This window comes from Synechococcus sp. CBW1006 (assembly GCF_015840525.1).
In the GTDB taxonomy this organism is placed as follows: Bacteria; Cyanobacteriota; Cyanobacteriia; order PCC-6307; family Cyanobiaceae; genus CBW1002.
In genome coordinates, this window is record NZ_CP060396.1 from 1649635 (window position 1) to 1676292 (window position 26658).

21 protein-coding genes are annotated in these 26658 nt (G+C 65.7%); 11 read left to right on the top strand and 10 right to left on the bottom strand.

What is annotated here, in order from left to right; genetic code table 11:
* Nucleotides 1–6: 6 nt before the first annotated feature.
* From H8F26_RS07905 to H8F26_RS07925, 5 genes are all read right to left on the bottom strand, one after another.
* On the bottom strand, nucleotides 7–642 hold the full coding sequence (locus H8F26_RS07905) for a peroxiredoxin (RefSeq protein ID WP_197158652.1): 636 nt from the start codon (nucleotides 640–642) through the stop codon (nucleotides 7–9).
* 68 nt (nucleotides 643–710) lie between these two features.
* On the bottom strand, nucleotides 711–2522 hold the full coding sequence (locus tag H8F26_RS07910) for an SLC13 family permease (protein ID WP_197158653.1): 1812 nt from the start codon (nucleotides 2520–2522) through the stop codon (nucleotides 711–713).
* Nucleotides 2519–4201, bottom strand: a complete 1683-nt coding sequence (hflX, locus tag H8F26_RS07915) for a GTPase HflX (RefSeq protein ID WP_197158654.1) — start codon at nucleotides 4199–4201, stop codon at nucleotides 2519–2521. Before hflX ends, H8F26_RS07910 begins: the two co-directional genes overlap by 4 nt.
* On the bottom strand, nucleotides 4198–4860 hold the full coding sequence (locus H8F26_RS07920; protein ID WP_197158655.1) for an HAD-IA family hydrolase: 663 nt from the start codon (nucleotides 4858–4860) through the stop codon (nucleotides 4198–4200). Before H8F26_RS07920 ends, hflX begins: the two co-directional genes overlap by 4 nt.
* A 5-nt stretch (nucleotides 4861–4865) precedes the next feature.
* Nucleotides 4866–6086, bottom strand: a complete 1221-nt coding sequence (locus H8F26_RS07925; protein ID WP_231598200.1) for an NAD(P)/FAD-dependent oxidoreductase — start codon at nucleotides 6084–6086, stop codon at nucleotides 4866–4868.
* Nucleotides 6087–6264: 178 nt separating this feature from the next.
* Between H8F26_RS07925 and H8F26_RS07930 the strand changes: the two genes are divergently transcribed.
* Nucleotides 6265–7026 (top strand): phosphoadenylyl-sulfate reductase, encoded by a 762-nt coding sequence (locus H8F26_RS07930; protein WP_197158657.1) that lies wholly within the window; start codon nucleotides 6265–6267, stop codon nucleotides 7024–7026.
* Nucleotides 7013–7783, top strand: coding sequence for a type III pantothenate kinase (locus tag H8F26_RS07935; protein ID WP_197158658.1), 771 nt, complete (start codon nucleotides 7013–7015; stop codon nucleotides 7781–7783). Before H8F26_RS07930 ends, H8F26_RS07935 begins: the two co-directional genes overlap by 14 nt.
* On the opposite strand, the gene bcp is transcribed toward H8F26_RS07935, so the two are convergent.
* Nucleotides 7753–8220 carry a thioredoxin-dependent thiol peroxidase gene (bcp, locus tag H8F26_RS07940; RefSeq protein ID WP_197158659.1) on the bottom strand — a complete coding sequence of 156 codons (468 nt, stop codon included), beginning with the start codon at nucleotides 8218–8220 and terminating at the stop codon, nucleotides 7753–7755. The two genes, H8F26_RS07935 and bcp, sit on opposite strands and share 31 nt — an antisense overlap.
* 61 nt (nucleotides 8221–8281) lie before the next feature.
* Between bcp and H8F26_RS07945 the strand changes: the two genes are divergently transcribed.
* Both H8F26_RS07945 and H8F26_RS07950 read left to right on the top strand, forming a co-directional pair.
* Nucleotides 8282–8902 carry a 4'-phosphopantetheinyl transferase superfamily protein gene (locus H8F26_RS07945; protein ID WP_197158660.1) on the top strand — a complete coding sequence of 207 codons (621 nt, stop codon included), beginning with the start codon at nucleotides 8282–8284 and terminating at the stop codon, nucleotides 8900–8902.
* Nucleotides 8903–9337: 435 nt separating this feature from the next.
* Nucleotides 9338–10003, top strand: coding sequence for an alpha/beta hydrolase (locus H8F26_RS07950; RefSeq protein WP_197158661.1), 666 nt, complete (start codon nucleotides 9338–9340; stop codon nucleotides 10001–10003).
* Nucleotides 10004–10086: 83 nt separating this feature from the next.
* On the opposite strand, the gene H8F26_RS07955 is transcribed toward H8F26_RS07950, so the two are convergent.
* Nucleotides 10087–12327 carry an AAA family ATPase gene (locus tag H8F26_RS07955; RefSeq protein ID WP_197158662.1) on the bottom strand — a complete coding sequence of 747 codons (2241 nt, stop codon included), beginning with the start codon at nucleotides 12325–12327 and terminating at the stop codon, nucleotides 10087–10089.
* 191 nt (nucleotides 12328–12518) lie between these two features.
* On the opposite strand from H8F26_RS07955, the gene H8F26_RS07960 reads away from it, so the two are divergent.
* The 6 genes from H8F26_RS07960 to H8F26_RS07985 are packed head-to-tail and all read left to right on the top strand — an operon-like array spanning nucleotide 12519 to nucleotide 22194.
* On the top strand, nucleotides 12519–13583 hold the full coding sequence (locus tag H8F26_RS07960) for an efflux RND transporter periplasmic adaptor subunit (protein WP_197158663.1): 1065 nt from the start codon (nucleotides 12519–12521) through the stop codon (nucleotides 13581–13583).
* A gap of 53 nt (nucleotides 13584–13636) precedes the next feature.
* Complete coding sequence (locus H8F26_RS07965) at nucleotides 13637–17062, top strand: efflux RND transporter permease subunit (protein ID WP_197158664.1); 3426 nt, start codon at nucleotides 13637–13639, stop codon at nucleotides 17060–17062.
* A gap of 10 nt (nucleotides 17063–17072) precedes the next feature.
* A complete protein-coding gene (locus tag H8F26_RS07970) occupies nucleotides 17073–17393 on the top strand; it encodes a hypothetical protein (protein ID WP_197158665.1) in 321 nt (106 codons plus the stop codon).
* Nucleotides 17394–17437: 44 nt separating this feature from the next.
* Entirely contained in the window at nucleotides 17438–18544 is a 1107-nt protein-coding gene (locus H8F26_RS07975) for an efflux RND transporter periplasmic adaptor subunit (protein WP_197158666.1), read from the top strand.
* Nucleotides 18541–21879: an efflux RND transporter permease subunit gene (locus H8F26_RS07980; protein WP_197158667.1), complete on the top strand. Its 3339-nt coding sequence runs from the start codon at nucleotides 18541–18543 to the stop codon at nucleotides 21877–21879. The genes H8F26_RS07975 and H8F26_RS07980 overlap by 4 nt, the downstream gene beginning before the upstream one ends.
* 33 nt (nucleotides 21880–21912) lie before the next feature.
* The gene (locus H8F26_RS07985) at nucleotides 21913–22194 is read left to right on the top strand and encodes a hypothetical protein (RefSeq protein ID WP_197158668.1); all 282 of its coding nucleotides are present in this window, start codon (nucleotides 21913–21915) and stop codon (nucleotides 22192–22194) included.
* A gap of 82 nt (nucleotides 22195–22276) precedes the next feature.
* Here H8F26_RS07985 and H8F26_RS07990 read toward each other — a convergent pair whose 3' ends face one another.
* The 3 genes from H8F26_RS07990 to H8F26_RS08000 all read right to left on the bottom strand — a co-directional run bounded on the left by H8F26_RS07990 (nucleotide 22277) and on the right by H8F26_RS08000 (nucleotide 26152).
* Nucleotides 22277–24007 carry a SulP family inorganic anion transporter gene (locus tag H8F26_RS07990; protein ID WP_231605548.1) on the bottom strand — a complete coding sequence of 577 codons (1731 nt, stop codon included), beginning with the start codon at nucleotides 24005–24007 and terminating at the stop codon, nucleotides 22277–22279.
* A gap of 40 nt (nucleotides 24008–24047) precedes the next feature.
* Complete coding sequence (locus H8F26_RS07995; protein WP_197158670.1) at nucleotides 24048–24299, bottom strand: hypothetical protein; 252 nt, start codon at nucleotides 24297–24299, stop codon at nucleotides 24048–24050.
* Nucleotides 24300–24511: 212 nt separating this feature from the next.
* Nucleotides 24512–26152 carry an alpha-D-glucose phosphate-specific phosphoglucomutase gene (locus H8F26_RS08000; protein ID WP_197158671.1) on the bottom strand — a complete coding sequence of 547 codons (1641 nt, stop codon included), beginning with the start codon at nucleotides 26150–26152 and terminating at the stop codon, nucleotides 24512–24514.
* Nucleotides 26153–26277: 125 nt separating this feature from the next.
* On the opposite strand from H8F26_RS08000, the gene H8F26_RS08005 reads away from it, so the two are divergent.
* Nucleotides 26278–26652, top strand: coding sequence for a hypothetical protein (locus H8F26_RS08005; RefSeq protein WP_197158672.1), 375 nt, complete (start codon nucleotides 26278–26280; stop codon nucleotides 26650–26652).
* Nucleotides 26653–26658: the final 6 nt, after the last annotated feature.

The window sequence follows — 26658 nt, forward strand, 5'->3', positions numbered from 1 at the left end:
ATCCGATCACTTGTTGGGCTGCGGGGTCATGCGCAGATAGGGCTTCACTTCCGTGACACCCTTGGGGAACTTGGTGCGGGCTTCTTCGGTGGGAATGGAGGGCACCACCACGCAGTCGTCGCCATCATTCCAGTTCACCGGTGTGGCCACCTGGTGGGAATCGGTGAGTTGAAGTGAATCAATCACGCGCAGGATTTCGTCAAAATTGCGACCCGTGCTGGCGGGATAGGTGATTTGCAGGCGCAACTTCTTGCTGGGATCGATGATGAACACCGACCGCACCGTGAGATTGTTGAGGGAGTTCGGGTGGATCATCCCGTACAGGTCGCTCACCGACTTGTCGGCATCCGCCAGAATCGGATAGTCGACGGTGGTGTTCTGGGTCTCATTGATATCACCGATCCAGCCCTTGTGGCTCTCGGCTGAGTCGACACTCAGGGCAATCGTCTTGACATTGCGCTTCTCCCATTCCGGGCGAAGGCGGGCTACTTCGCCCAGCTCCGTGGTGCAGACCGGGGTGTAGTCGGCGGGGTGGGAGAACAGGACGACCCAGCTGTTGCCGGCAAAGTCGTAGAGATTGATCGTACCCAGCTGGGAATCCTGGGTGAAATCGGGAACGGTGTCGCCGAGCTGCAGAGCCATGATCAGAGAAGTGTGGCAAGGGAAGGCCAGTTGCCGATCGTGGCACAGCAGCGGCTTCTTCGCGACCGCTACAGACTGAACTGACGGCACACCAGCCAGGGAACCAGGAAGGTCATGGTCAGTGTCAGGGGAACGCCGTAGCGAGCCACGTCGAGGAACCGATAGCGGCCCGGTCCGAACACCATCAGATTGGTCTGGTAGCCCACAGGGCTGAGGAAGCTCTGGCTGGCCCCGAACAACACGGTGAAAATAAAGGCCATCGGTGGCTGGCCGAGCCCGTTGGCCAGCTGGGCTCCGATCGGGATCAGCAGGGCCACGGTGGCCGCATTGCTCATCACTTCAGTCAGCAGGGTGGTGAACAGGAACACCACCACAAGAGCCCAGAACACCGACCAGGTGTGTAAGCCACTCAGCAGGGCCGTGGCGATCGCTTCAGCCAGCCCCGTTTTCTCGAGAGCCACGCTGAAACTGGCCAGGGAGCCCAGCAGCAGGATCACGTCCAGACGGATCGAGCGCTGCAGATCGCCGGGCCGGAGGCAGCCCGTCGCCACCATCGCCACTGTGCCGAGCAGCACCGAAGCCACCAGCGGCATCAGCTCAAAGCTGGGCAGAAGGATCACCAGCGCCGCGATCACAATGGCGTAGCGCTTGCGGCTCACGGTGGGGAGATCCTTTTCCAGCTGCTCCAGGACCACCAGGTCGTTGGTGGCCTGCAGGCCGCGGATGGCATCCCGGGGCGCCTGCAGCAGCAGCACGTCGCCTTCTCTCAGCACCGCCTGGCCGAGCTGTTCGCGCAGCACCGCATTGCCGCGGCGCAGGGCCAGGACGGTGGCGTTGTAGCGCTGGCGAAACCGAAGATCCCGTAGGCAGTCTCCTGTCAGGGTCGATCCCGAGGGCAGCAACACTTCGACAGTGCGCTGGCTGCCCGGATCAATCCGAGCACCTTCTTCCTCATCCTGACTGGCCGGGGCCAGGCTGATCGTGTGGTCCTGTTGCAGCCGCAGCAGATCGTCGCGGCTGCAACGCAGCAGCAGGCGATCACCCGCCGCAAGGCTGCGATCCGCCAGGGGGGGCAGGAAGCGCTCGTTGCCGCGGTGCAGTTCGAGCACGTCCACGTCAAAGCGGCGCTGCAGGCGGCTCAGGTGCAGCGATTGGTTCACCAGCTCGGAGCCCTCTGGAATCAGAACCTCGGTGAGGTATCCGCTCCTGGCAAAGCTGCCCACCAGATCGTCGTCATCAATACCTCGGTTCGGGAGGAAGCGATCGGCCAGCAGCACCATCATGGTTCCGCCCACCAGCCAGACCCCCAGGCCGATGCCTGTGAATGTGAACAGATCGAAGGCTCCGTAACCGAGCTTCTCACTCACATCGCTGGCCAGCAGGTTCACGGAGCTGCCCAGCAGGCTGAGGGTTCCCCCCAGCACCGTGGCGAAGGAGAGGGGCAGCAGCACCTTGGAGGGGGCGATCCGGTGGCGATGGCACCAGCCTTCGATCACCGGCAGCAGGGTGGCCACGATCGGGGTGTTGGGGATGAAGGCCGACACCGGTCCCACCACCGCCACCATCAGGGTGATCATCCGCTTGGGGCTGCGCACCGCATCCGAGCCGATCAGACCCCGCAGGCGATCCAGGGCGCCGGAGCGAAACAGGGCAGCCGAGAGGGCGAACAGACCGATCAGAGTGATCAGAGCGGTGCTTCCGAACCCGGCCACCGCCTCTGCGGGCTTCAGGACTCCCGTGGCGATCAAGAGGCCGGCAGCCAGCAGTCCGGTCACCTCCGGTGCCAGCCAGCCTGTGATGAACAGAACGATCGCCAGGGCAAACACGACCAGGGTGATCAGCGCCTGGGGGTGCAGTGCCGTCTGAAGCAGGGCACTCATGACAGGCGTTCGATCGAAGAATCCGGCCAATCCTGCAATGCCGTCCGCAGCCCCTGGAGGCCCAGCCCTGCCGTGGCTGAGACGAACAGGGCCTGCGGCTCCAGGGCCAGAGCCCTCTCCAGCTCCCCTGCCGGGCAGCGATCGATCTGGTTGGCCACAAGTCGCCGTGGAACGCAGCTGCCGAGCGAATCGAGAATGGCGTTCACCGTGGCGATCTGTTCCGGCCAGCCTGGATCGCTGAGGTCCACCACCAGCAGCAGGCCATCGGCATCGAGGGTCTCCTCGAGGGTGGAGCGGAAGGCTTCGATCAGGGGCGGCGGCAGATCGCGGATGAAGCCCACCGTGTCGGTGACCAGCAGCGCCAGAGGTGGGCCGCTGGCGGGAATCAGGTCGATGCGGCGGGTGGTGGGATCGAGCGTGGCGAACAGCTTGTTCTCTGCCACGACTGCCTGATCGCCCTGGCGGCGGGTGAGTGCATTGAGCAGGGAGCTTTTGCCGGCGTTGGTGTAGCCCACAAGGGCCAGCCGGCGGAGGCCGTGGCGCTGCTGCCGCAGGCGGGCCCGGTGGGCGCTCAGCTGTTTCAGCTTGGCCTGGAGGTGGTCGATGCGGCGGGCGATGGCGCGCCGGTCTTTCTCGAGCTGGGTTTCGCCCGGTCCTCGTGTGCCGATGCCGCCCCCCTGGCGCGAGAGGCTCTGGCCCCGGCCGGTGAGCCGTGGCAGGCGGTAGCGCAGCTGGGCCAGCTCGACCTGCAAACGACCGGCGGCGCTGGCCGCCCGCTGGGCAAAGATGTCGAGGATCAGCTCGCTCCGGTCGCTCACCGGCAGATCCAGCAACCGCTCCAGGTTGCGGCCCTGCACCGGGCTGAGTTCCCGATCGGTCACCACCAGGCTGGCGCCGAGCCGCCGCGCTTCCAGGGCGGCCTCGCTGAGCTTGCCCTCGCCCCAGAGGCTCTGGGGGGACTCCTGCCGGCGGCGCTGGGTCACCAGTCCCACCGGTTCGGCCCCGGCGCTGCGGACCAGCCCCTCCAGCTCGGCGATCTCCCGGCTGGCCTGCTGCTGGTCATTCGGGGTGAGGACCAGCAGTAGAACCCGCTCCTGCCCAGCGGCTGGCGCTCCCCTGGCTGAAGGCCGATCGCCCGGCGCCATGGCGGCAGGGGCGGTGGAGGCGCAGGGCAGGCTGGCGGGATCACGGCCGCACAGATCGCCCAGATCCCCCTCCTCCAGGCCCTGCCAGGGCTGCCCGGCTCCGCTGGGCACGAACAGGCCGGCTGGCCAGTGCCCTCCGGCAGCGGGTTGATCCGGGAAGCGCAGCCATAGCCGCGGCGCCAGATCCAGCCCCACGATGCCTTCCTGGGTACCGGGTTCGAGCTTGCGGCTGCGGCCGCAGCAGGTGAGCAGACGCCAGTCTTCCCCCAGGCGTCGGCTCGATCCCGGCAGCCGCTCCAGCAGCCGGCCTGAGGTTTCCAGGGGGCCCACCCACAGCAGCCGGCCAAGGCCGCGGCCGTCCACCAGCAGGGTCAGCGGGGTTTCCAGCTCGTGGCTGAGCCCCGCCAGGCGCTGCAGCCCCAGCGTGTCGGCCGTTTCGTCCGGGCGATGGCGGCGATGACAGAGGCGCTCCAGCTGCCGCCGCTGGGCGGGGCGCAACCCTTCGGTGCGTCCGACCAGAACACCCTGTTTCAAGACCGATCCAGGCGCAGGCAGCGCACTCCGGCAGCGGCGGCTCCCAGCTCATCCTCCGGGCTGTCCCCCACGTGCCAGGCCTGCCCGGGCTCCAGCTGCAGCTGATGGAGCGCCTGCCGGAATGGCAGCGGCGAGGGTTTGGCGGCCCCGGCACTGCTGGACACCACAACCACTTCCAGCCAGCTGGTCAGGCCCAGCCCCTCCAGCAGGCCCTGGAGACGCTGGTCGAAATTGCTGACCACGGCCAGGCGGATCCCCAGGGTCTGCCAGCGGGCCAGACAGTCCGGCACCTCGGCGTAGACCATCCAGAGGGCTGGATCGGCGAAACGCTCGAACAGGGCGCATGGCAGTTCTGGTGGTGCCACCACGCCGCCCGCCTGGTGCAGGGCCGTTGAGATGCGCTCCCCCCACCACTGCCGTTCAGCGGCCAGCAGCTCGGCGCCCTCCAGCCCCGGAAAGGCCAGGGGTGGAGCCTGCCGGTAGATCGCGCCGAAAACCCGGTCGATGGCGGTCGCCTCCACCGTGAGCCCGTGCTCAGCGGCCACGGCGGCGTAGGTGTGCCCCACCGACTGGCGCAGGGTGATCAGGGTGCCCATCGCATCGAGCAGCAGGGCCCGCGGCCGGGGCCAGGCTGCGGCCGTCTTCAGGTCAGCCTGCATCGCGCTCAGCGTCCATCGGTGAGCCAGCCGGCCGCCACCTTGAGTTGCAGGGGCAGGCCGGGCAGTCGGGTCAGGTAGGCCAGGCGCCGCAACTGGAAGGCCGCGGCGCCCGCCAAGGTGAAACCACCACCGGTGAGGCTGGCTTCGCCGAGCCCGAGGCTGATCATCTCGCCCAGGTCGTTCCAGTGGAAGGAGTCCAGCGGTTCGCCGGCCAGGGAGTGCAGGAGGTTGGCGGCAAGGCAGGGGGCCTGCTGAAAAGCCACCTGGGCATTGGCGGGGAACGGCTCGCCGTCCTCGTCGGCCACATGGGCGCCATCGCCGATCACAAAGACGTCGTGATGCCCCTGCAGCCGCAGGTCAGGCTGGCCGGGCAGGCGACCCAGGCGGTCGCCTGGCACGGGCGGGTTGAGGGCCGGTGGGCGGGCCTGGAAGCCGGCGGTCCAGATCACCGCTTCCGCCGGCAGACGTTCCTGCCGACCGGCCTCGTTGCCCGGCTCCGGCAGGAGGAGATCCAGGCCGCCGGGATGTATGGCCCGCACCCGGTTGCGGCAGCGCAGGCGCACATCGCGGCGTTGCAGGGCCAGCCGCGCCTGTTCGCGGTTGAAGGAGCGGGCCTGGGGCAGGAGATCCTCCCCCTGTTCGATCAGCTCGATCAGCGTGCTGCCGCCGAGCAGATCAGCCAGCTTGCAGGCCAGCTCCACACCGCTGGGGCCAGCCCCCACGATCGCCAGGCGTTGCAACGGCAGCGCCTGCTGCCGCAATTGCCGCACCAGCCCCTGGAGCCGTTCCACGTCATGAAGCGTGCGGAAGAAGAGGGCGTGCTCGAGGGCGCCTGGCACGTTGAAGGTGGCGGGTTGGCCGCCGCTGGCGATCACCAGGCGGCCATAGCGGAGTTCATGACCGCTGCGGGTTTTGAGCGTGTGCTGTTCGGTGTCGACCTGGTCCACCCGGTCCTGCAGCCAGGCGATACCGCGGCTGGCCAGCAGGCTGTCGTAGCGGGGGGCGATCTCCCAGCTGCGCATCTCCTCACTGAGCAATTCGTACAGCAGGGGCTGGAAGACGAAGCGCTCGTTGGGCTCGATCAGCAGGATCGGCGGGTGATCGCGGTGCTGGGCCAGGGCCAGGGCGGTGTAAAGGCCACCGAAGCCGCCACCCACGATCACGATGCTGCGATCGATGGATCCTGTGGCCGACGACGTGTCAGGTGCGATGGGATCGGAGCTCACGTCGGACACGCTGGGTCGGGTATGGGGAGGGCTCGGACGGTGGACCGCTGGCGAGGTTGGGAGCTGTTGATGCGGGCGGAGAGGGAGATGGGTGCAGGATTGGAAAACCTGTGTCCTGATCCAGACGTGCCCTATCGGCACCCTAACCAGCCGTTCCATCGGGGGCGATGATGGAGTCATGGTGACTGCCCCCGCCGCAACCCTCCCCGTTGACATGGCGGGGCGGTCGATCGATCTGGCCGCGGCCCGTGCCGACCTGGATCCGCTCAAGGCCCAGGAGCGTCTCCAATGGGCCTTCGATCGGTTTCAGGACGGTTTTGCGCTGACCACCAGCTTCGGGATCCAGTCGGCGGTGCTGCTGCACATGCTGAGCCGTCTGGATGGCGGTGCCTCCATCCCAGTGATCTGGGTGGACACCGGCTACCTGCCGCCCGAGACCTATCGCTACGCCGATCAGCTCACGGCCCGTCTGGGCCTCAACCTGCACGTGGCGCAGTCGGGGCTGTCGCCGGCCCGGATGGAGGCCTTGCATGGCCGGCTCTGGGAAACCGGCCGTGTCGAAGATCTGGAGCTCTATCACCGCATCCGCAAGGTGGAACCGCTGGACCGTGCCTTCGCTGAGCTGCAGGTGCGCTGCTGGGCCAGCGGTGTGCGGGGTGGCCAGACCGATCACCGCCGCAACATGCAGGTGCTCGATCCGATCCGCCAGCGCTGGTCGTTGCGGCCCCTGCTGGTCTGGAGCAATCGCGACGTTTACTACTACATGGAGGAGCACGGTCTCCCCCAGCATCCGCTGTTCGAACAGGGCTACACGACCGTGGGCGACTGGCATTCCAGTGCCCCCGACGATGGCAGCACCATTGGCCGGGCCACGCGTTTTGGGGGGCTCAAGCAGGAATGTGGCATCCATCTGCCCGGATTGATGGGTGAGGGCATCTGAGCCGCTGGCAAGCTGGTTGTTGATCGGCAACAGCCGCTGGCACTGGGCCCAGCGACCGCCCGAACCAGGTGCCGCCCTGCGCTTCTGCCACACCACGCCTGAGGCTGGGTTTCCGGCGGGCGGCCTGAGGGCCTGGGCGGCGGTCGGGCCCGTTCCGGCCACTGCAATGGCCGGACTGGCCGGTGCCCCGCGGCTGGATCTGAGCCAGGTTCCGCTGCGGGAGATGCCTGCCTGGCTGGGTGTGGATCGGGCGCTGGCGGGGTGGGGGGCCTGGCGGCAGGATCACAGGCCCGTGCTGGTGGCGGATGCAGGCACGGCCCTGAGCCTCACGTTGGTGGATGGCACCGGCCGCTTTCGAGGCGGCCGCCTTCAGGCCGGTGTCGCCCTGCAGCTGCGGGCGCTGGCGGCAGGAACAGCGCGGTTGCCACGGATGGAGGCATGGCCTCCGATCCCTAGCGACAGCTCCCCAGTTGGCGCTGCTGCAGCCTGGCCCCAGGAGACCGCCGCCGCCATGGCCGAAGGCGTGGTGCGGGGTCTGGCGGCGGCGGTGGTGGCGGCCGCTGCGGAAGCTGTGGCTGTCTGTCCTGGATGCCGCCTCTGGCTCACCGGTGGCGACGGGGCCCAGCTGTTGCCCCTGATCGAGCCGGCCATGCCAGCGGCAGCACCGCTCCAGCTCATCCATGCCCCGAATCTCTGCCTGGAGGCTCTGGTGCAGCTGGAGGACCCTCAGGCCAGACCGAGATCTCCAAGGATCTGATCGGCCATTTCCTCCGCCTTGACCTTGAGGTAGACCAGCTCGATCTTCCCCTCTGGGTCAACCACGAAGGTGTGGCGCATCATGCCCATGTACTCCTTGCCCATGAACTTCTTGAGGCCGTAGCTGCCGTAGGCCTCGGCCACCGGGCAGGGCTCCGCATCGCTGAGCAGGGTGAAGGGAAGGGTGTACTTGTCGATGAACTTGGCATGGCTGGCGGCGCCGTCTTTGCTGATGCCCAGCACCGTGATGCCATTGGCGCTGAAGCTGCTCCACTGGTCGCGGAAATTGCAGGCCTCCTTGGTGCAGCCCGGCGTGTCGTCCTTGGGATAGAAGTAGATCACCACGCGTTGTCCGCGGAAGTCCGCCAGGCTCACGGACTTGCCCTCCTGGTCGGGCAGCGTGAAATCTGGTGCGGGATCACCGATCTGGAGGGCCATGGCAGGGCGGAGTTCGGAGGGGGTGAGCCTAGAAGCGGACCCCCAGCTGTGGCTGGTCTCCATGGTGACGCCGTCGGATGTGCTGGAGCGGCTGAGTCACCAGGAACGGAGCTGGTGCGCGAGTCTGGCGGAACCCCGCCGGAGCTGCTATGCGGCCAGTCGTGCCCTGTTGCGCGCCCAACTGGCGGAGCCCCTGCGCTGTGATCCAGCCGCGGTGCCCCTGCACAGCCCCCCTGGGGAGGCACCGCGTCTGGAGGCCGGGCACGGCTGGACCGGCATCAGTCACAGCGGTGCCGCCCTGCTGACGGCCTGGTCCCCCCGGCCGATCGGTGTCGACATTGAATCCCTGACCCGTCGTCTGGCGGCAGTCCCGTTGATCCAGCGTCACTTCCCTGCAGCGGAGCGTCGACAGCTTCTGGACGGCCCCTGGAGCCAAGATCCCGTAAGCCTGCAGCAGGCCGTGCTGACCAGCTGGGTGCACAAGGAGGCGGCGATCAAGTGGCGCCGCTCCAGCCTGGCTGCAGAATTGCATCATTGGTGCTTTGACCACGCCCGCTGCGAGCTTCGCCAGTTGGTTGATGGGGCCACTCCCCCCAGCTGCAGCGGTCAGCGGGGGGAGTGGCTGTGGGCGGCGGTAGGGGAGGGTGTGACGCGGGCCCACCTACTGGGGCGGATGCCGTGATGCAAAGCACGTGCATTTTTTTCGTGCCTGTGCTGATATGACTCGCTGGCCAGGCGGCGTTGAAGGCGAATCGACAACATGAGGATCACGCGTCTCCGGGCACTCATGCGCCGCAATTTGCGACCCAGTCTATCGATGTGATCATTTGGTGACAATGCAGCGTCGGCCCCGGCTTGCTTCCCGGGCGGCCTTGCACCGTGTGGAGCTGGGACTGAAGAGATTGTCGTTGCTCTGGTCTCGTTGGAATTCCTTCTGGTATCTGACCTGTCAGCAAGTCCGGAGATATTCGGTTGCGACTGGGCTGCGACGCTGATGGTGTAACGACCGCATTGCTGGTGTCCATCGTTCGGTGACGGGTTGAGGAGCAGGGGCTTGCAGCGTGGGCGTCTTTGCGGTTGAAGGCTAGTTTTGGAACGAAGTCCCCTTTTATGTCCCGTGCTGAAGCGCCTGCTTGCCGGTCTCGCCGTGGGAACGGCCCTCACCACCGTTGCTCTGCCGGCCTCTGCCGCAGTTGACAACGATCTTCCCGTTCGTTGGAACAGCGGCGGTGCCGTCTGGTCCACCAACCTTGATGCCTTCTCGACCTTTATTGATTCCGGTGATGTGACCGATCGCGGTCTTGCCAGCGGTCTGGCCCGCTCCGGCTGGACCTCCGAAGAGGTTCGCACCGGTCTGTCCAAGACGTACAGCGTCGACCTGGTCGGCGTCTCCCGTTTCCTCTATTCCGATAACGGAGTCAAGTTCCTCAAGAACGCCACCCGCAGCTACTTCCCCTACTGGACGATGAACACCTACGCCGTCCAGGCGCTGCGTTCGGCGATCATTGCCGATTCCGTGGATGGTTCGATCTCCTCGGCCGGGATCATGGCGGCCCTGCCTACTGACTTCCGCCTGGCTGATACCTGCAACACCTACGACGGAAAGCAGAACATCTGTGCAGAGGGTCGTTGCCAGGGTGAAGCGCAATGCACCTCCCTGCTGTCCTGGTACGTCTTCCTGCCCGCCTGCATCCAGGCCAACCAGATGGCCGATGCTGTGGCTGCTCCCCGTCAAGCCGCCCCCGCCCCGATGCCCGTTGAGCCCATCCGCGGCCTCTGGTGATCCTGGGCCGTGTTTGGTCCTTTCCGCCTCGGCTTCAGCCGGGGCTTTTTTGTGCCCATCCGCCCCTCCTGTGGCGTGGCTGTTCACGCTCCAGTGCGGCGGGCTAGCAGCAGCCGATGTTCGAGGCGCTGGGGCAGAACGGCATTCGGCAGGCCTTTCAGGTCCTGCAGCAGGAGGGCCAGGGCCTCGCCCTCGCCCTGCTCTTGCAGCCAGCGGCAATAGGCGCTGCCGGGAGCAAACCAGCGCTCCAGCAGGGATGGCGTGAGCGGCAGCGGCAGTGACTCCTCCCAGGCTTCGCTGTTGCATTCCCAACCCCGCTGACCCAGACCTGCCAAGGCCCAGCCCTCAGCGGCCAGCTCCTGCCGTAACCACTCCTGCTCCCGTGTCTCCAGGCGTGCCAGAACTTCAGACCCGACACCACCTCGGGCTGCAGATGGCTTGGGTTTCGCCATGGAAGTGCGCAGGCAGCGCAGGGCGCTGGCCGGCCCGATCATCGGTGCGCTGAACAACAGGCGGATCTCGGCCGCTGGGGCCGCCAGCTGGTCCAGCTGCTGCAGCCAGGTGCTCCAGCCGGAGGCCCCGATGTGCCGCAGTGGTTGGCGCGCCACGATCCATTCGAAACGCTCCTCCTTGTGCAGAAGGCCACTGGCGGCCCCGAGCCCTGCAGGGCCGGCCCCGAGCAGACGCGGCCGCTGCAGGCTGTCAAGCAGGGCCAGGTGGCTTTGAATCCTTTCTCTATCGTCGTCTGTGGCTGGGCCGATCACCACACCACCTTCCGGGACCCGCTGCAGGGGATCCAGCGCCCAGAGCAGCGATCGCGCCTCCAGGACAAGCACCCGGTCGGTGCGCTTCAGGCAAGCGTCTTTCCAGAATCGTTGCCGCAGTTGATCGAGCCTGGCGCCTTCGGCACTGGCCTGGCGCTGCAGCCATCGCTCGAGGCGGGGATCCTCCGGGCTGCTGGTGAGCAGCTCCCCGGCCTCCTCGGTGAGTTCCGCCGCCGCTCCCAGCTGGGCCGCCCGCCGCTCCTGCAGCCGCTGGCGCCGCTGCCCCTCCCAGCCCACCGCCCCTGGCTGCCAGAACACCTCGCCCTGCAGGGCGACTGGCAGGTACTGCTGGGCCACCCAGTGCTCGGCGTAGGCATGCGGGTAGCGGTAGCCGACCCCATCACCAAAGGCCTGCCCATCGCGGTTGGCATCGCGCAGATGGGCCGGTACCTGTTGCCTGTTGGCGGTGCGCACCACCTTGATCGCATCGAACACGCCCAGGGTGCTGTTGCTTTTCTCGGTGCCGGCCAGATACAGGGCCGCCTGGGCCAGCGGGTAGAGACCCTCGGGCAGGCCGATCCGTTCGAAGGCCGCGGCGCAGGCCTCCACCACCACGATGGCCATCGGATCGGCCAGGCCCACGTCTTCTCCGGCCGAGATCAGCATGCGGCGGAACAGGAAGCGGGGGTTCTCCCCGGCCTCCACCATCCGAGCCAGCCAGAACAGGGCGGCATCGGGATCGGATCCGCGCAGGGATTTGATGAAGGCGCTGATCGTGTCGAAGTGGGCATCACCCTGCTTGTCGTAAAGCACGGCCCGTTGCTGGATCGACTCCTCCGCGATCGCCAGATCGATGGTGACGGTGCCGTGCCGATCCGGTTCCGTCGTCTCCACCGCCAGCTCCAGGGCATTGAGCAGGCTGCGGGCATCCCCTCCGGCCACGTCGACCAGGTGCGCTGCGGCCTCGGGCAGCAGCCGGATCGCCCGGCCGCCATAGCCCCGCTCCACGTCCGTGAGGGCCCGCTGCAGCAGCGCCTCCAGATCGCCGCTCTCCAGCGGTTGCAGCCGGAACAGCCGCGAGCGGCTCACCAGTGCCTTGTTGACCTCGAAGTAGGGGTTCTCGGTTGTGGCACCGATCAGGGTGACGGTGCCGTTCTCCACCCAGGGCAGCAACGCGTCCTGCTGGGCACTGTTGAAGCGGTGCACTTCATCGATGAACAGGAGGGTGCGCAGGCCGTGCCGCTCCAGCCGGGCGCGGGCCTCCTCCACCGCCAGCCGCAGGTCCTTCACCCCCGCCAGCACGGCGTTGAGGCTGGTGAAGTGGGCGCGGGTGGTGGCCGCGATGATCCGGGCCAGGGTGGTTTTGCCCGTACCCGGCGGGCCATGCAGGATCAGGTTGCCCACCCGGTCGGCGCTGATGGCCCGGTGCAGCAGCCGGCCGGGCCCCAGAATCGACTGCTGGCCCACGAACTCCTCGAGGCGCCGCGGCCGCAGCCGATCGGCGAGGGGAGCAACCGCCGCGCGCCGCTGCTCGCTGTGATGGCTGAAGAGGTCACTCACACCGGCTGGTCCTGCTGCTGTGGACGATCCTGGCGCCAGCCACCCCCTCTGGCGGAGAGCTTCCACAGCCTTCAGAATGGGCTACAGATCAGGGATGGACCTTGTTGGGCTTGAGACGCGCGACGGGATCCCCTTGTTGGACTTTGAGGGCGTCAGGCCGGTTCAACGCCACGGCCTCGAAGACCGCCTCCATGGCCGTTGCCCTGAGCACACTGCTCCTGGCGGCCTGTGACAAGCCCGCGCCTCCAGCGGCCAAGCCCCTGGTGGTGAGCACCGCTCCGGTTCAGATCGCTCCCTTCAGCGAGCGGGTGGAGACGGTCAGCACCCTTGAGGCCATTGATGAGGTACAGCTGGCCGCCCAGGCCGGCGGCAGGATCCAGCAGCTCGGCATTGGCCAGGGCGACAAGGTCAAGGCCGGCCAGCTGTTGTTGGTGCTCGATCAGGTTCAGCTCCAGGCTGACTTGGCCACCCTGCTGGCGAGGGAGGAAAAGGACAAACTCAATTACCAGCGTTACGAATACCTGGTACGTCAGGGTGCTGCCAGTGCAATCCAGCGCGATCAGTTCCGTGCTCAGTACATCGAGTCTCGCGAGGCCGTGCTGGCCAAGCGGGCCGATCTGGCGTTCCGAGATCTGCGCTCGCCGATCGACGGCACGGTGGCAGACGTTCAGGTGAAGGTGGGCGATGTGATCAGTGCCGGAGATCCCTTCACCCGCCTGATTCGCAATGATCGTCTCTTCGCCCGCATCGATGTCCCGGCGATCTTTTCCGATCGAATCCGCCCCGGTCTGCCGGTGACCCTCAAGCAGGCCGGCTCGGATCGGGTGCTGGTGGAGGGCCGGATCGACTCGGTCGACCCCAACGTGCTGGCGGGTTCCCAGGCCCTGCTGGTCAAGGCGGCGTTCGCCAATCCGGGCGGCGGCCTGCGCAACGGTCAGCGGCTGCGGGCCACCGTCGAGCTGGATCGGCGTCAGCTGCCCTCCGTGCCCTTCGCGGCTGTCACCCAGTCGTCTGGTCAGAGCTTCGTCTTCAGGGTCGGCACCCTGGCTGAACTGAAACTGCAGCCGGGCAAGGTGCCGATCGAGCAGTTGGAGGCTCTGCCGCCCAGTGCCCGCTTCGCCCTGCAGACGCCTGTGCAGCTCGGTGGTCTGCAGAACAATCGATATCCCGTGCTTCAAGGCCTGGATTCCGGCCGTCAGGTGATCACCAGCAACCTGCTCAACCTGCGCCACGGCATGCCGATCAAGGTCAACTAAGGCGGTCGCGTTCGCCTCCACGCATCAGTGTCGTCTTCGGATTCGAGTTCACCGTGTCGCCTTCCAACGGTTTTATCGTTCGCCCCGTGCTCACCACGGTCTGCAGCCTGCTGATCGTGATTGCGGGATTGATCTCGATCCCGTTGCTGCCGGTCGAAAACCTGCCTGACATTGCACCACCCACGGTGAACGTGAACGCGAGTTATACGGGTGCCGATGCGATCACGGTGGAGCAGGGCGTCACCACGGTGCTGGAGCAGCAGATCAATGGTGTGGAGAACATGGACTTTATCAGTTCCAACAGCTCTGCCGATGGTCGCAGCCAGATCACGGTGTCGTTTGCCAGTGGCACCGATGGCGATATCAATCAGGTCAACGTTCAAAACCGGGTTTCTCTCGCCAATCCCTCCTTGCCCGAGGAGGTGCGCCAGGCGGGAGTGGTGGTAAACAAGGCTTCCAACTCCATTTTGTTGGTCTATAACTTCGTCAGTGAAGATCCTGCCAAAATCACCTACAGTGTCGAGACAATCAGCGGGCTGCTGGATCAGAATCTCACCGATTCAATCAAGCGGGTGCCTGGGGTCGGAGATCTCACCTATTTCGGCGAACGTAAACTCGCCTTCCGCCTCTGGCTCGATCCCGCCAAGCTCACCGCGTTTAGCCTCACCTCCAATGACGTGGTCGCGGCCCTCAGCAGTCAGAACCGCCTGGTGCCCTCCGGAAGTGTGGGCGGCGAACCGGCGCCCAAGGGACAGGAGTTCACGTTCACTGTGCAGCTGCAGGGCCGCTTACTCAGCGTTGAAGATTTTTCGGCCCTGATCGTCAAGACCACCCCTGAGGGTGGAATCGTGCGGCTGCGCGACGTGGGTCGCGCCAGTCTGGGCGGCGAGAACTATGCCCTGCAGGCCACCGATATCCGCGGCGTTCCTTCCGTGGGCCTGGCTGTCTACCAGCTGAGTGGCAGCAACGCCCTCAAGACATCCGAGGGTGTGAAGGCTGTACTGGACGAGTTTCAGGCCGTGATGCCTGTGGGCCTGAAGATGGAGCAGATCTACGACAACACTGAGTTCATCAATGCCTCGATTCAGGGGGTTGTTGATTCCCTCCGCGATGCCGTGGTTCTGGTGGTGCTGATCCTGTTTCTGTTCCTGCAGGACTGGAAAGCCACCCTGGTGCCGGGTATCGCCATCCCTGTGGCCTTGATCGGTACGTTTGCCCTGGTGAATGCCTTCGGCTTCTCGCTGAATCAGCTCACTCTCTTCGGTCTGGTGCTCGCCACGGGTCTGGTGGTGGATGACGCCATCACCGTGATTGAAGACACCTCCACCAAAAAGGCTTCGGGCCTGACGGCGGCCAGGGCGGCCATGGCCACGATGGATGAGTTGTTCAGCGCGGTGATCGCCACCTCTCTGGTGTTGTTTGCGGTGTTTCTGCCGGTGCTGTTCTTCCCAGGAGCCACCGGTACGATCTATAAGCAATTTGCCGCCACGATCATCTTTTCGGTGGCGATCTCCACCTTCAATGCCCTCACCTTTTCGCCGATGCTCTCGGCGCTCCTGCTCGCTCAGGATTCTGAGCCTCCGGGACGGCGCACCTATGCGATCGCCGGCGGCTCGATCGGATTCATCTATGGCCTGATGGCTGGAGGCAGTGGTGTCTTGCCCGTGCTCTCGGCTGTGGTGGTGGGACTGTTCGTTGGCTATGTGGCCAAACTTCTCACAGGTCTGCCCCTGCGGTTGCCCTTCACGGTGGGGGCCGCGGCGGTGGGCCTGGTCTTCGGCGGGGTGGAGACCCCGTTGACGGTGTTGATCTTCGCGGCGGCGGGCCTGGCCACCGGTTGGTTCACCCCGGTGATCTTTCGCCGTTTCAACGGTCTTTATGCCGGCTTCGAAGACCGCTACAAGGGCCTGCTGGGCTGGGCTCTGAATCGGCGCATTCTGGTGATGGCTGTGCTGGCAGGGGGCATCACCCTCACCGGTGTGGCCTTCAGCGCCATCCCGGGAGGGTTTGTTCCGATCGAGGACCAGGGCTATGCCATCGGCTTTGTGCAGGCCCCCGATGGGGGCTCCCTGCAGGTCACGGATCGGATCAACCGGAAGGTGGCCGAGATCCTGCGAACCGAGAAGGACATCACGGCCGCCTCTGTGTTCAGTGGCGCCAGTCTGGATGGCAATGCCCCGAACAAGGGTCTGTTTTTCTTCGGCACGCGGAACTGGGATGACCGCCAGACCCGCGAGCAGGAGATGGGTGCGATTGTGGGACGGCTCAACCAGAAGATGGCCTCCCAGATTCAGGAGGCACGGGTGTTTGTGGTCGAACCACCGGCGATTCCGGGGTATGGCACCTCTGGAGGCTTTGAATTCCAGCTTCTGGACCGCAGCGGCGGCGCCCTTAACCTCCAGAGCTTCTTCCAGGCGGCGGGCACCTTGATCCGCGAGGCCAATGGCAGCGATCTCTTTCAGCGGGTCTTCACCCTGTTCTCCCCGGAAGCTCCCCAGCTGGCCATTGATGTGGACCGGGATCGCCTGGCATCCCTGGGAGTCGACTTCGGCGATGCGATGCGATCGTTCAGTGTCAACTTCGGTGGCAGCTACGTCAACGACACCTTCCAGGAGGGCAAGGTGCGGCGCGTCTTCGTGCAGGCCGACGAAGATAACCGTGCCACGCCGGAGAAGCTCAAGGCTCTCTATGTGCGCAATGCTTCAGGCGACCAGATTCCCCTGTCGGAGTTTTTCACGGTGAGGTCCACCCAGGGACCCAGTGTGATTCCCCACTTCAATCTCTACCGTTCGATCAAAATTGAGGGCAGCCCGGCTGCCGGCAAGAGTTCAGGCCAGGCGATCAATGGTATGCGTCAGTTGTTCGAGGCGCAGTCGTTGCAGGGCCTGAATTTCGACTGGACCGGCATCTCCCGTGAGGAGGTGAAGGCCGGATCCCTGGCGGTTGTGATCTTTGCCCTGGGAATCCTGGTGGTCTACATGGTTCTTGCTGCCCAATACGAGAGCTATACCGATCCCCTGATCATCCTGATGACGGTGCCCACCGCCATGCTGGGTGCCCTCACCTTCCTCGCCCTGCGCGGCGAAGTGCTCAACATCTATGCCCAGGTCGGCCTGGTGATGTTGATCGGCCTGGCGGCCAAGAACGGCATCCTGATCGTCGATCTCGCCAATCAGCGCATGGCCGAGGGGGCCACGGCCCTCGATGCCGCCCGCGACGCGGCCCAGTCGCGTCTGCGGCCGATCATCATGACCGCCATTTCATCGCTGTTCGGCTTCCTGCCCCTGGTGCTCGCCAGTGGCGCCGGGGCCCGCAGTCAGGCGTCTCTCGGCACGGTGGTGTTCGGTGGATTGCTGGTGGCCACGGTGCTGTCGCTGCTCGTGGTTCCCGTATTTTATGTGGTGGTGAAGACGCTGCTGGCTGGTGGCTCCACCCCATCGCAACCCGCGCCCACCCTTCCCGGTTCCGATGGCGCTTGATCCCCAGGCCATGGCGTCCTCTTCTCCTCCTGACAACGATCGCAGGCCTGCCGCAGCGCCGGCCAAGCGCCCTTCCTTTCAGGGCAAGCGGGTGGTGGTGGCCCTGCTGATCGGCATGGTGATCGGCTGGGCCGTGGGGTTGTTCATGGAATCGATCGTGCAGCATTCCCCCACCTCGATCGACCCAGGCGATCTGGTCTGGCTGCGGCGCCTGCTGGCGGCAGCCGGAGCCCTGAGCGGGCTGGCGATCGAAGCGATGCGGCAGTTGCAGGCCGCCAATCCCGATCCGATTTACCATCAGAATCGCCAGGGTCTGCGGCGCAGATGGTGATCGGACCTGATCCCACCTATCCTCCGCCCAGCCTCCCGGATTCTGTGAAGTCGCTCGTTGCCCTCAGGTTCGGAGCCGGGCTGGTGGTCCTGGCGTTGCCCCTGCAGGCGTGCAGCCCACCGAAGCCACCGCCACCGCAGGCGCCCCTTGTTCAGATCGAGCAGCCCACACCACGCACGTTCAACGATCAGGCCACTTATCAGAGCACCCTTGAGGCGATCCGGGATCTGAAGCTGGCGGCTGAGATTGATGGGCGGATCGTGGCGATGCCGATGCGGGAGGGGCAGAGCGTCAGCCAGGGCCAGCCCCTCTTCCGCCTGGATCAGGTGCAGCAGCGAGCCGAGGTGGATGCGGCGGCCTCGGAGGCCCGCAGGGACCTGGTGAACGCCCAGCGCTTCATCTTCCTGAACGAGCAGGGAGCTGTCTCCACCCTGCAGCGTGACTATTACGTCACCCAGGCCCTCACAAGCCGGGACAAGCTGATCGGCCAGCAGGCCACCCTGGCCTACAAGGATGTCGTCGCACCGATCGCCGGCCAGGTCGGCAGCATCGCCTTCAAGCTGGGTGACTTCGTGCGGGCCGGCACCGTGGTGACCACGGTGATCGATAACTCCGTTCTCTGGGTGCGTCTTGATGTGCCGGCCTCCCAGGCCTGGCGGGTGCGCCGAGGACTGCCTGTGATCCTGCAACTACCGGATCAACAGGGGCAGCTGGCCCGGGGCTCTCTCACCTTCGTGGCCCCCTCGGTGGACAAGACCAGCCAGACCCTGCTGACCAAGGCCACGTTCGACAACCGCGATGGCCTGCTGCGCAACGGGCAGCGGGTGAGCGCCACGCTGGTGTTTGCCCAGGAGCCCCTGCTCTCGATTCCAGAACGTGCGGTTCTGCTGCAGGCAGGCAAGACGTTTGTGTTCCTGGCACTGCCGGCGGCCGAGGCCAGCCGTCGACTTGGCCGTCCCCTGGCGAGCCAGCCCCCATCGGGCGCTCTGGTGGCTGTGCAGGTGCCGGTGCGGGTGGGCACTCTGCAGCAGGGACGCTTTGCGTTGCTGGAGGGATTGCAGAGCAGTGATCGTTTCATCCTCGGCAACCTGGCCCAGCTGCGTTCCGGCTCGGTGGTGCGCACGACTACAGCGGGGTCCGCACGTCCATGAGCCTCTCGGACACCTTTATCCGCCGCCCGGTGCTCAGCACCGTGTGCAGCATCCTGATTCTGATGGCTGGCATCATCAGCCTGCCGCTGCTGCCGATTGAGAACCTGCCCAACATCGCGCCGCCCACCATTGCGGTGACAGCCAACCTGCCGGGTGCCGATGCCCTCACGGTGGAAAGTGCCGTGACCGGACCTCTGGAGGAGCAGATCAACGGGGCGCCGGGGATGGATTACATCACCTCCAACAGCACCGGCCAGGGGGTGAGCCAGATCAATGTCTATTTCAAGCCGAACACAAACGCCGATATTGATCAGGTCAATGTGCTCAACCGGGTGCAGACGGCCACGGCCCAGCTGCCTGAGCAGGTCAATGCCCAGGGCATCACGGTGCAGCAGACGGCGTCCAGTTACCTGCTGGTCTATAACCTCACCTCCACCAAAGGCCAGTTCGACCGCAACTATCTCAACGGTCTGTTTCAGCTCAACCTCCTCTACCCCCTCAGCCGTGCCGACGGGGTGGGCCAGGTCAATGTCTTTGGAGCCAGCGATCCTGCCTTTCGCCTCTGGGTCGATCCCCTCAAGCTGGCTCGCTTCAATCTCAGCATCAATGATGTGATTGATGCCCTCAGCTCACAGAACCAGGTGGTGATCGCCGGCAGCATCGGCGGCCCCCCTTCGGTTCCGGCCAATCGCCTCACCTACCCGTTGCTGGTCAACGGCAACCTGGAAACGGTCCAGGAGTTTGAGAATCTCATCCTGGCCAAAGGCCCGGGCGGGAGCCAGACAGCTGAGGGATCGGATGGCGGCCTGATTCGCCTGTCTGATGTGGGCCGTGCCGAATATGCGTTTCAGAACTTCTATCAGTCAGCGATCAACGCCAAGACCGGTTATCCCTGTGTTGGGTTTGGCGTGATTCAGCTGCCCGGTAGCAATGCGATCTCAACCGCCAAATCGGTGGATACTGTTCTGAAGCAGTTTGAAAGTACCCTGCCTCCAGGTGTGCGGCTTGAAAAGGTCTTTGATCAGACTGACTTCATCAATGGCTCCATCGAAGCGGCGCTGGATGCCCTGCGCGACGCCGTTGTGCTGGTGCTGTTGATCATCTTCCTTTTCCTTCAGGACTGGAAGGCCACGGCCGTGCCTGCCCTGGCCCTGCCGATCGCCCTGCTCGGCGCCCTTGTCTTCGTCAAGGCGTTCGGATTCTCGATCAACGAACTCACCCTGCTGGGGATCATTCTCGCCACCGGCCTGGTGGTGGACGACGCCATCGTGGTGGTGGAAGCAGTCTCGGCCCGTATCGAGGCGGGCGACCCGCCGTTCAAGGCGGCATCGAATGCGATGACGGAACTCACCGGAGCCATCCTGGCCACCGCCCTGGTGCTGCTGGCTGTGTTCATTCCGGTCACCTTCTTTCCTGGGGCGACTGGCGTGATCTACCGCCAGTTTGCCCTCACGATCGTGTTTTCGATCCTGGTGTCCACCTTCAATGCGATCACTGGCAAGCCATTGCAGTCGGCGTTGCTGCTGGGAGGCGGCAAGACCAATCCCACAGGATTGAAGTGGACCCTGATTGGAGCCGCCATCGGTGGCCTTTACGGCTACATGGTGAATGGCTGGGTCACAATGCTGCTCTTCGGATTGCTGGGTGCCTTGATCGGCACCTTCCTGCAGCCGATCTTCAAGGCTTTCAACGCCTTCTTTGAGCGCCTGGCTGCCGGCTATGCCCGGTTGCTTGACCAGGTGATCCGCCTGCGGCGTCTGGTGGTTGCTGTTCTGCTCGGTGGCGTGGTGCTCACGGGCATTGCCTTCACGGCCGTTCCCACCGGTTTTGTGCCGACGGAAGACCAGGGCTACGGGCTCGGCATCATCCAGCTTCCGCCGCAGGCTTCGATCGAAGCCACCATGGAAGTTGCTGATAAGGCCAGAAAAATCATCGCCGAAGAACCGGAAGTTGTCTCTGGTGAGTTGATTGGTGGAACCGGATTCAATGGTGGAGCCTTTAACCAGGCCATCTTCTTCTTCGGTCTCAAGCCGATTGAGGAACGCACCTCTCCGCAGCAGTCGGCGCAGGCGATCATCCGTCGCTTCAACCAGAAGTTCCGTGAGATTCCCGGCGCCGTGGTTCTCTCCCAGTCTCCCGCCGCGGTGCCTGGGTTCAGCGCCCAGGGGGGATTCTCGTTTCAGTTCAACGACCTCAGTAATGGTGGCTATACGCCCACCGATCTCTCCAAGCTGTCTGATCAGCTGATCGTCAAGGCGCGGGCCACGGGGGATTTCTTCAATATCTATACTCAGTTCGTCAGTGATGCACCGGTCTGGCGGTTGGATGTGGATCGCGATCGGATGGCCTCGCTCGATATCAACTATGGCGATGCCATGGCCACTCTGGGGGCCCTGGCGGGAGGCCGCTTCGTCAATCCCACCTATGAAGATGGCCAATACCGGCAGGTGTATGTGCAGGCCGAAGGAGAGAGCAGGAGTGTGGTGGAGGATCTGGCCAATCTCTATGTGACCAACGGCAAGGGTCAGCAGATCCCTCTCTCCAATGTGATTCAGGCCCGGCTGGACAGCGCTCCGCCGATTGTCAGTCACTTCAACCTGTATCGAACCGTGCTGATCCAAGGGGCCGAGGCGATCGGCAAGAGCAGTGGTCAGGCGATCGACAGCCTGTCGCAGGCATTCAGCCAGCTTGATTTCAGCAACATCGGTATGGATTGGTCAGCCTTGTCCCGCTCCGAGGTGCAGGCCGGTTCTCTGGCGATCCTGGTCTTCGCCCTTGGCATTGTGGTGGTCTATCTGGTGCTCTCCGCCCAGTACGGCAGCTACATCGATCCGCTGATCATCCTGATGACCGTGCCACTGGCGATGCTGGGGGCCCTGGCCTTCCTGGTGATGCGCGGGCAGGTGAACAACGTCTATGCCCAGGTTGGGCTGGTCACCCTGATCGGCCTCGCTGCCAAGAACGGCATCCTGATCGTTGATCTGGCCAACCAGCGCCTCGAGCGGGGCGAATCGATCCCGGCGGCGGCCAGCGGCGCGGCTCGATCCCGCCTTCGCCCGATCCTGATGACGGCCATGGCGGCTCTGGCGGGCTTTTTCCCCCTGGTGATCGCCGATGGAGCCGGTGCTCTGAGTCAACGCTCCCTGGGATCGGTGATCTTTGGTGGCCTGCTGGTGGCCACTGTGCTCAGCCTGTTCGTGGTGCCCTCGTTCTATGTCCTGATGAAGAACCTCGAGCGCGACTGGTTTCCCGCCAGCGCCGACACCTCCGATCCTCTGGCCGACGATCCCGTACCCGCCGTGCAGCCCCCGGTTCCGCCTCAACCGTCGCCCTGAGCGGCTCTTTCCCAGGTTCGCTGCCTCTGTGCCATGCCTCTCCCCCCTCCTCCTGGCTACCGCCGCGGCCGTCAGCGGCGCGTTGATCGCCGCCGCATCGCCCTGGCCGGCACTCTGATGGCCTCGGCGGCCACTGTTCTGGCGCTGCTGGCCCACCGCGCCATGCGCACCCCTGGCAGCCTGCTCACCCCGATCCCGTTGGTGAAGTTGGCGGTGGTGGTCAGCGTGGCCGGCGCCTGCGGCAGCTGGGGTGAAACGATGCGACAGCTGGCTCTGGTGGCCAAGGACGATCCGGACTCAGATCTCGGGGGGTGAGTGGGCGATGGCCCTGGCGGCTGAAGCCAGGTGCTGGTGGCACGGGGCTCACTCTCCGGCCAGCTGGTGGCTCGCTCGTTGGTCACTCATGACGGCTGCTACCGGCTGGTTCAGTGCCGGATGTCTGGACGTCATCTCTGACTCCGACCGAGGCGCAGGCGGGCGGTCTGGAGCGCAGAAATTCCTGCTGGGCGCTGCTCAGGGTGGGGAAGATGTGATCGGCACCGATCGCGTCCAGCAAGCCCGCCCGCACCAACTGGCCGTAAAGATCCTGTTTCACCCGCGCCAGGCCCAGCACGATCTGCCGATGGCGGAGTTCCTGGATCAGCTCGATCAGCATGTCTGCCGCTGAGATGTCGATCTCCACGATCGCTTCGGCATTGACCACGAACCAGGCCACCGGTGTGGTTTCGGCCTCGATCGCGGCCAGGGCTCTGCGGCGGAAATGGTCGGCATTGGCGAAGCAGAGGGGCGCGTCGTAGCGGTAGATCACCAGTCCGGGCAGTGTCCGTGCTCCCGCCCAGTCGTGGATGTCGTGCAGACCCGCCAGCTGGGGCACCTCCCCCAGCACCGCATCGTTGGGCCGCACCAGCCGGCTGAACAGATCGATCACCGACAGCGCCACCGCCACGGCCACACCTGTGAGCAGGTCGGTGAGCAGCACCCCCGCCAGGGTGGCCAGAGCCAGCTGCCATTCGCTGCTGCGAAAGCTGCGCAGCCGCCGAAATTCGCCCAGATCAATCAGCCGCAGCGCCGCGTAGATCACGATGGACCCCAGGGCCGCCTTGGGGAACAGCGCCAGCACCGGCCGCAGGGCCAGCAGCACCAGGATCACCACCAGGAAGGCCACCAGGGAAAACACCTGGCTGCGGCTGCCGGCGGTGTCGCCGATGGCGGTGCGGCTGCCGCTGCTGCTCACCGGGAAGCCCTGCAGCAGCCCGTTGCCCAGGTTCACAGCCCCCAGGGCCAACAGTTCCCGGTTGGCATCGATCCGGTAGCCGTTGCGAGCTGCGAAGGCCCGAGCAGTGAGCACGTTGTCGGAGTAGCCCACCAGGGCGATGCCTGCCGCGGTGGGCAGCAGGGACCTGAGTGTGGGGAGCGTCTCCCCCAGGGGCAGGCTCAACTGGGGCAGCCCCGCCGGAATCGGGCCGATCACCGCCACGCCCTGACGGTCCAACTGGAGAGCCGCCACCACCGCCGTGGCCAGAAGCACCGCCAACAGGGGAGCCGGCAGGCTGGGCCAGCGCCGTTGCAGCACCACCAGGAAGGTCAGCACCGCCGCCGCCAGCGCCAGGGTGGGCCCGTGCACCTCCACGTGCCGTTGCACAAGCTCCTGGATCTGCCCACCGATCGAATCGGCCGCCAGGGTGAGCCCGCAGATCCTGCCCAGCTGACTGGTGATCATGATCACCGCCACCCCGGCCATGTAGCCCACCAGGATCGGCTTGGAGAGCAGATCGGCCAGGAATCCGAGCCGGCCCCAGGCTCCCAGGCAGCAGAGCCCACCCACCACCAGGGCCAGCAGAGAGGCCAGCTCGGCGTAGTGGCCTGGATCGCCAGCAGCGAGCGGACCGATGGCGGCGGCGGTCATCACGGCCGTGGTGGATTCCGGCCCCACCGACAGCTGGGGCGAGGAGCCCAGGAGTGCATAGAGCAGCAGCGGCGGCAGGATGGCCCAAAGCCCGCTGATCGGGGGCAGTCCCGCCAGCTCGGCGTAGGCCATGCACTGAGGAATCAGGTAGGCCGCCACGGTGATGCCTGCCACCAGATCGGCCTTCCACCACTCCGGCCTCCCCTGGTGGAGCGGCTGCATCCCTGGCGGAGGCCAGGAGGGCCTCATGGGCTGGCGCCGTTCATTTCACCGGATACCTTGTCGCGGCCTTGTCCCTGCAGGTGGTGCGGGCCTGGTCGATGTTGCTGCCGGCTTCAACCTGCTCCAGGAAGCAGGTGCAGGTGAACTCCCCCATGCCAGCGGGTGGTGTCTTGCCGGCGGCGGCCATGGCGGCGTTGAAGCCCGCCATGCAGAGTGCCTTCACCTGATTACCATCAACAGCTCCGGCAGGTGCGGCCTGGCCGATCCCCATCAGCAGCACGGCCAGCCCCATCACTCGGACGCGTGGCCATCGGGAGCGTTCGCCTGAGGGAGACAGGCGGCTTGTGGCGGCAGACGGGCGAACTGCCGCGGCAGACGGGGGAACAGTGGGTGAGGTCATGCCGAGCAATTGGACCATTACTACTGAGGCTAGGAGCAGGGACGAGCCTGGTCAGAGTGAGCGGGAGATCACGGATCAGGTGAGCACCGATCAGATGACCATGATCAGGTGATCACGGTGGGCCGTGCCATGCCGGTGCGCCGGCGGATCTCGGCCAGCTGGTCGGTGGCCTGGATCAGATCGCCCAGCGCCTTCTGGGGATCCAGGGTGAGGGCACCGCCGGGATGCACGTAGCTCTCCAGGTACACCCGCAGCGTGGCGCCCTGGGTTCCTGTGCCGGAGAGGCGCAGCACCACGCGGCTGCCGTCGTCCAGCAGGATGCGCAGACCCTGCCCCGCACTGGTGGAACCATCGACAGGATCGGTGTAGGAGAAGTCGTCGCAGGTGGCGATCGCCCGACCCGCGAAGCGCTCACCCTTCAGGCTGGGCAGCATGGTTTTCACCCGGCTGTAGAGCTCTGCGGCGGCGCTGGAGGCGATCGCTTCATAGTCGTGGCGGGAGTAGTAATGGCGCCCGAAGCGGGCCCAGTGCTCCGTCATCACTTCGGCCACGGAACACTGGCGGCAGGCCAGGATCTGCAGCCAGAACAGCACCGCCCAGAGGCCATCCTTCTCGCGGATGTGGTTGCTGCCGGTGCCGAAGCTCTCCTCCCCGCAGAGGGTGATGCGGCCGGCATCCAGCAGGTTGCCGAAGAACTTCCATCCCGTGGGCGTTTCGAAGCAGGCGATACCCAGCTCCCTGGCCACCACATCCGCCGCGGCACTGGTGGGCATGGAGCGGGCCACGCCGCTGAGCCCGTCGGCGTAGCCCGGCGCCAGTGTGGCGTTGGCGGTGAGCACGGCCAGGCTGTCGCTCGGGTTCACGAAGCAACCGGCCCCCAGGATCATGTTGCGGTCGCCGTCGCCGTCGCAGGCGGCCCCGAAGCGGTAGGCATCGCCGTCCAGGAGCAGGGCGGCCAGCTCGTGGGCATAGGTGAGGTTCGGATCGGGGTGGCCGCCGCCGAAATCCTCAAGCGGGATGCCGTTCCGCACCGTTCCGGCCGGGGCCCCCAGCAGCCCCTCGAACAGACGGCTGGCGTAAGGGCCGGTCACGGCGTGCATGGCATCGAACGCCATCGGGAAATTGCCGCGCAGCAGGGCTCCGATTCGATCGAAGTCGAACAGGCCCTGCATCAGCGCCACGTAGTCTTCGACCCCGTCGATCACCTCCACCTCGAGGCTGCCGACCCTGTGGCGACCCGGCTGGTCGAGGGGGATCGGATCGGCGTCCTGGATCCGGTAGCCATCGAGCCCGAGGGTGCAGGCATAGATCGCATCGGTGACCGACTCCGGCGCCGGCCCGCCGTTGGCGCCGTTCACCTTCACCCCGAAATCCCCCTCCGGACCGCCGGGGTTGTGGCTGGCCGAGAGGATGATGCCGCCGATGGCCTGATGGCGGCGGATTAGATGGGAGGCGGCTGGCGTGGAGAGGATGCCGCCGGTTGTGGTGATCAGCCGCCCCACGCCGTGGGCCGCTGCCATGCGGACGATCACCTGGATGGCCTGGCGGTTGCCGTAGCGGCCGTCGCCGCCCACCACCAGGGTGCCGCCATCGACGCCCGGCAGCACCCGCAGGATCGCCTCGAGGAAACTTTCGAGGTAGTGCGGTGTCTCGAACTGGCGGCTGCTCTTGCGCAGGCCGGAGGTGCCGGGCTTCTGGTCGTCGAAGGGCCGCTCGAGCACCACTTGACGCACGCCGCTGGTCATCACGTAAGCCGCAACAGACCCAAGCTACGCCTGGCCCCAGAACGGGCTGGCTCCCGCAACCGTCGCTAGCGTTTTTTCATGGCCGGGTCGCACTCTGCCTCCGCTCCTTTTGCCCCAGCTCGCCCGTGCTGCTTCCCTCGTCCCGCCCTGCTGGTCTGGCCCTGGTGCTGGCGGCCATTCTCGTGCCCCTGGCCCGTCCTGGCCAGGCGGCACCCATGGGGCTCGGCCCGGTCGATTCCTATCCCGCTGCGATCCAGCAGACCCGCAAGGCAGCAGAAGCTGTGCTCAGCCATGCCGGCGCTGAAAGCTGCCTGCGGGGCAAGCTCACCAACGCCCTGCTCAAACTCAGCGCCAGCTGCTCGGCCGCTGGTCGTCAGGGCGGAGCCTGCGAGCTGGCTGACCGGGCCATCGTGGTGACGCCCTGGTCGGTGCCCTTCATGGAGAGCACATCCCGCGCTCTGCTGGATGCGGCAGAGGCTCCAGTGCCCTCTGCCCCTTGAACCGTT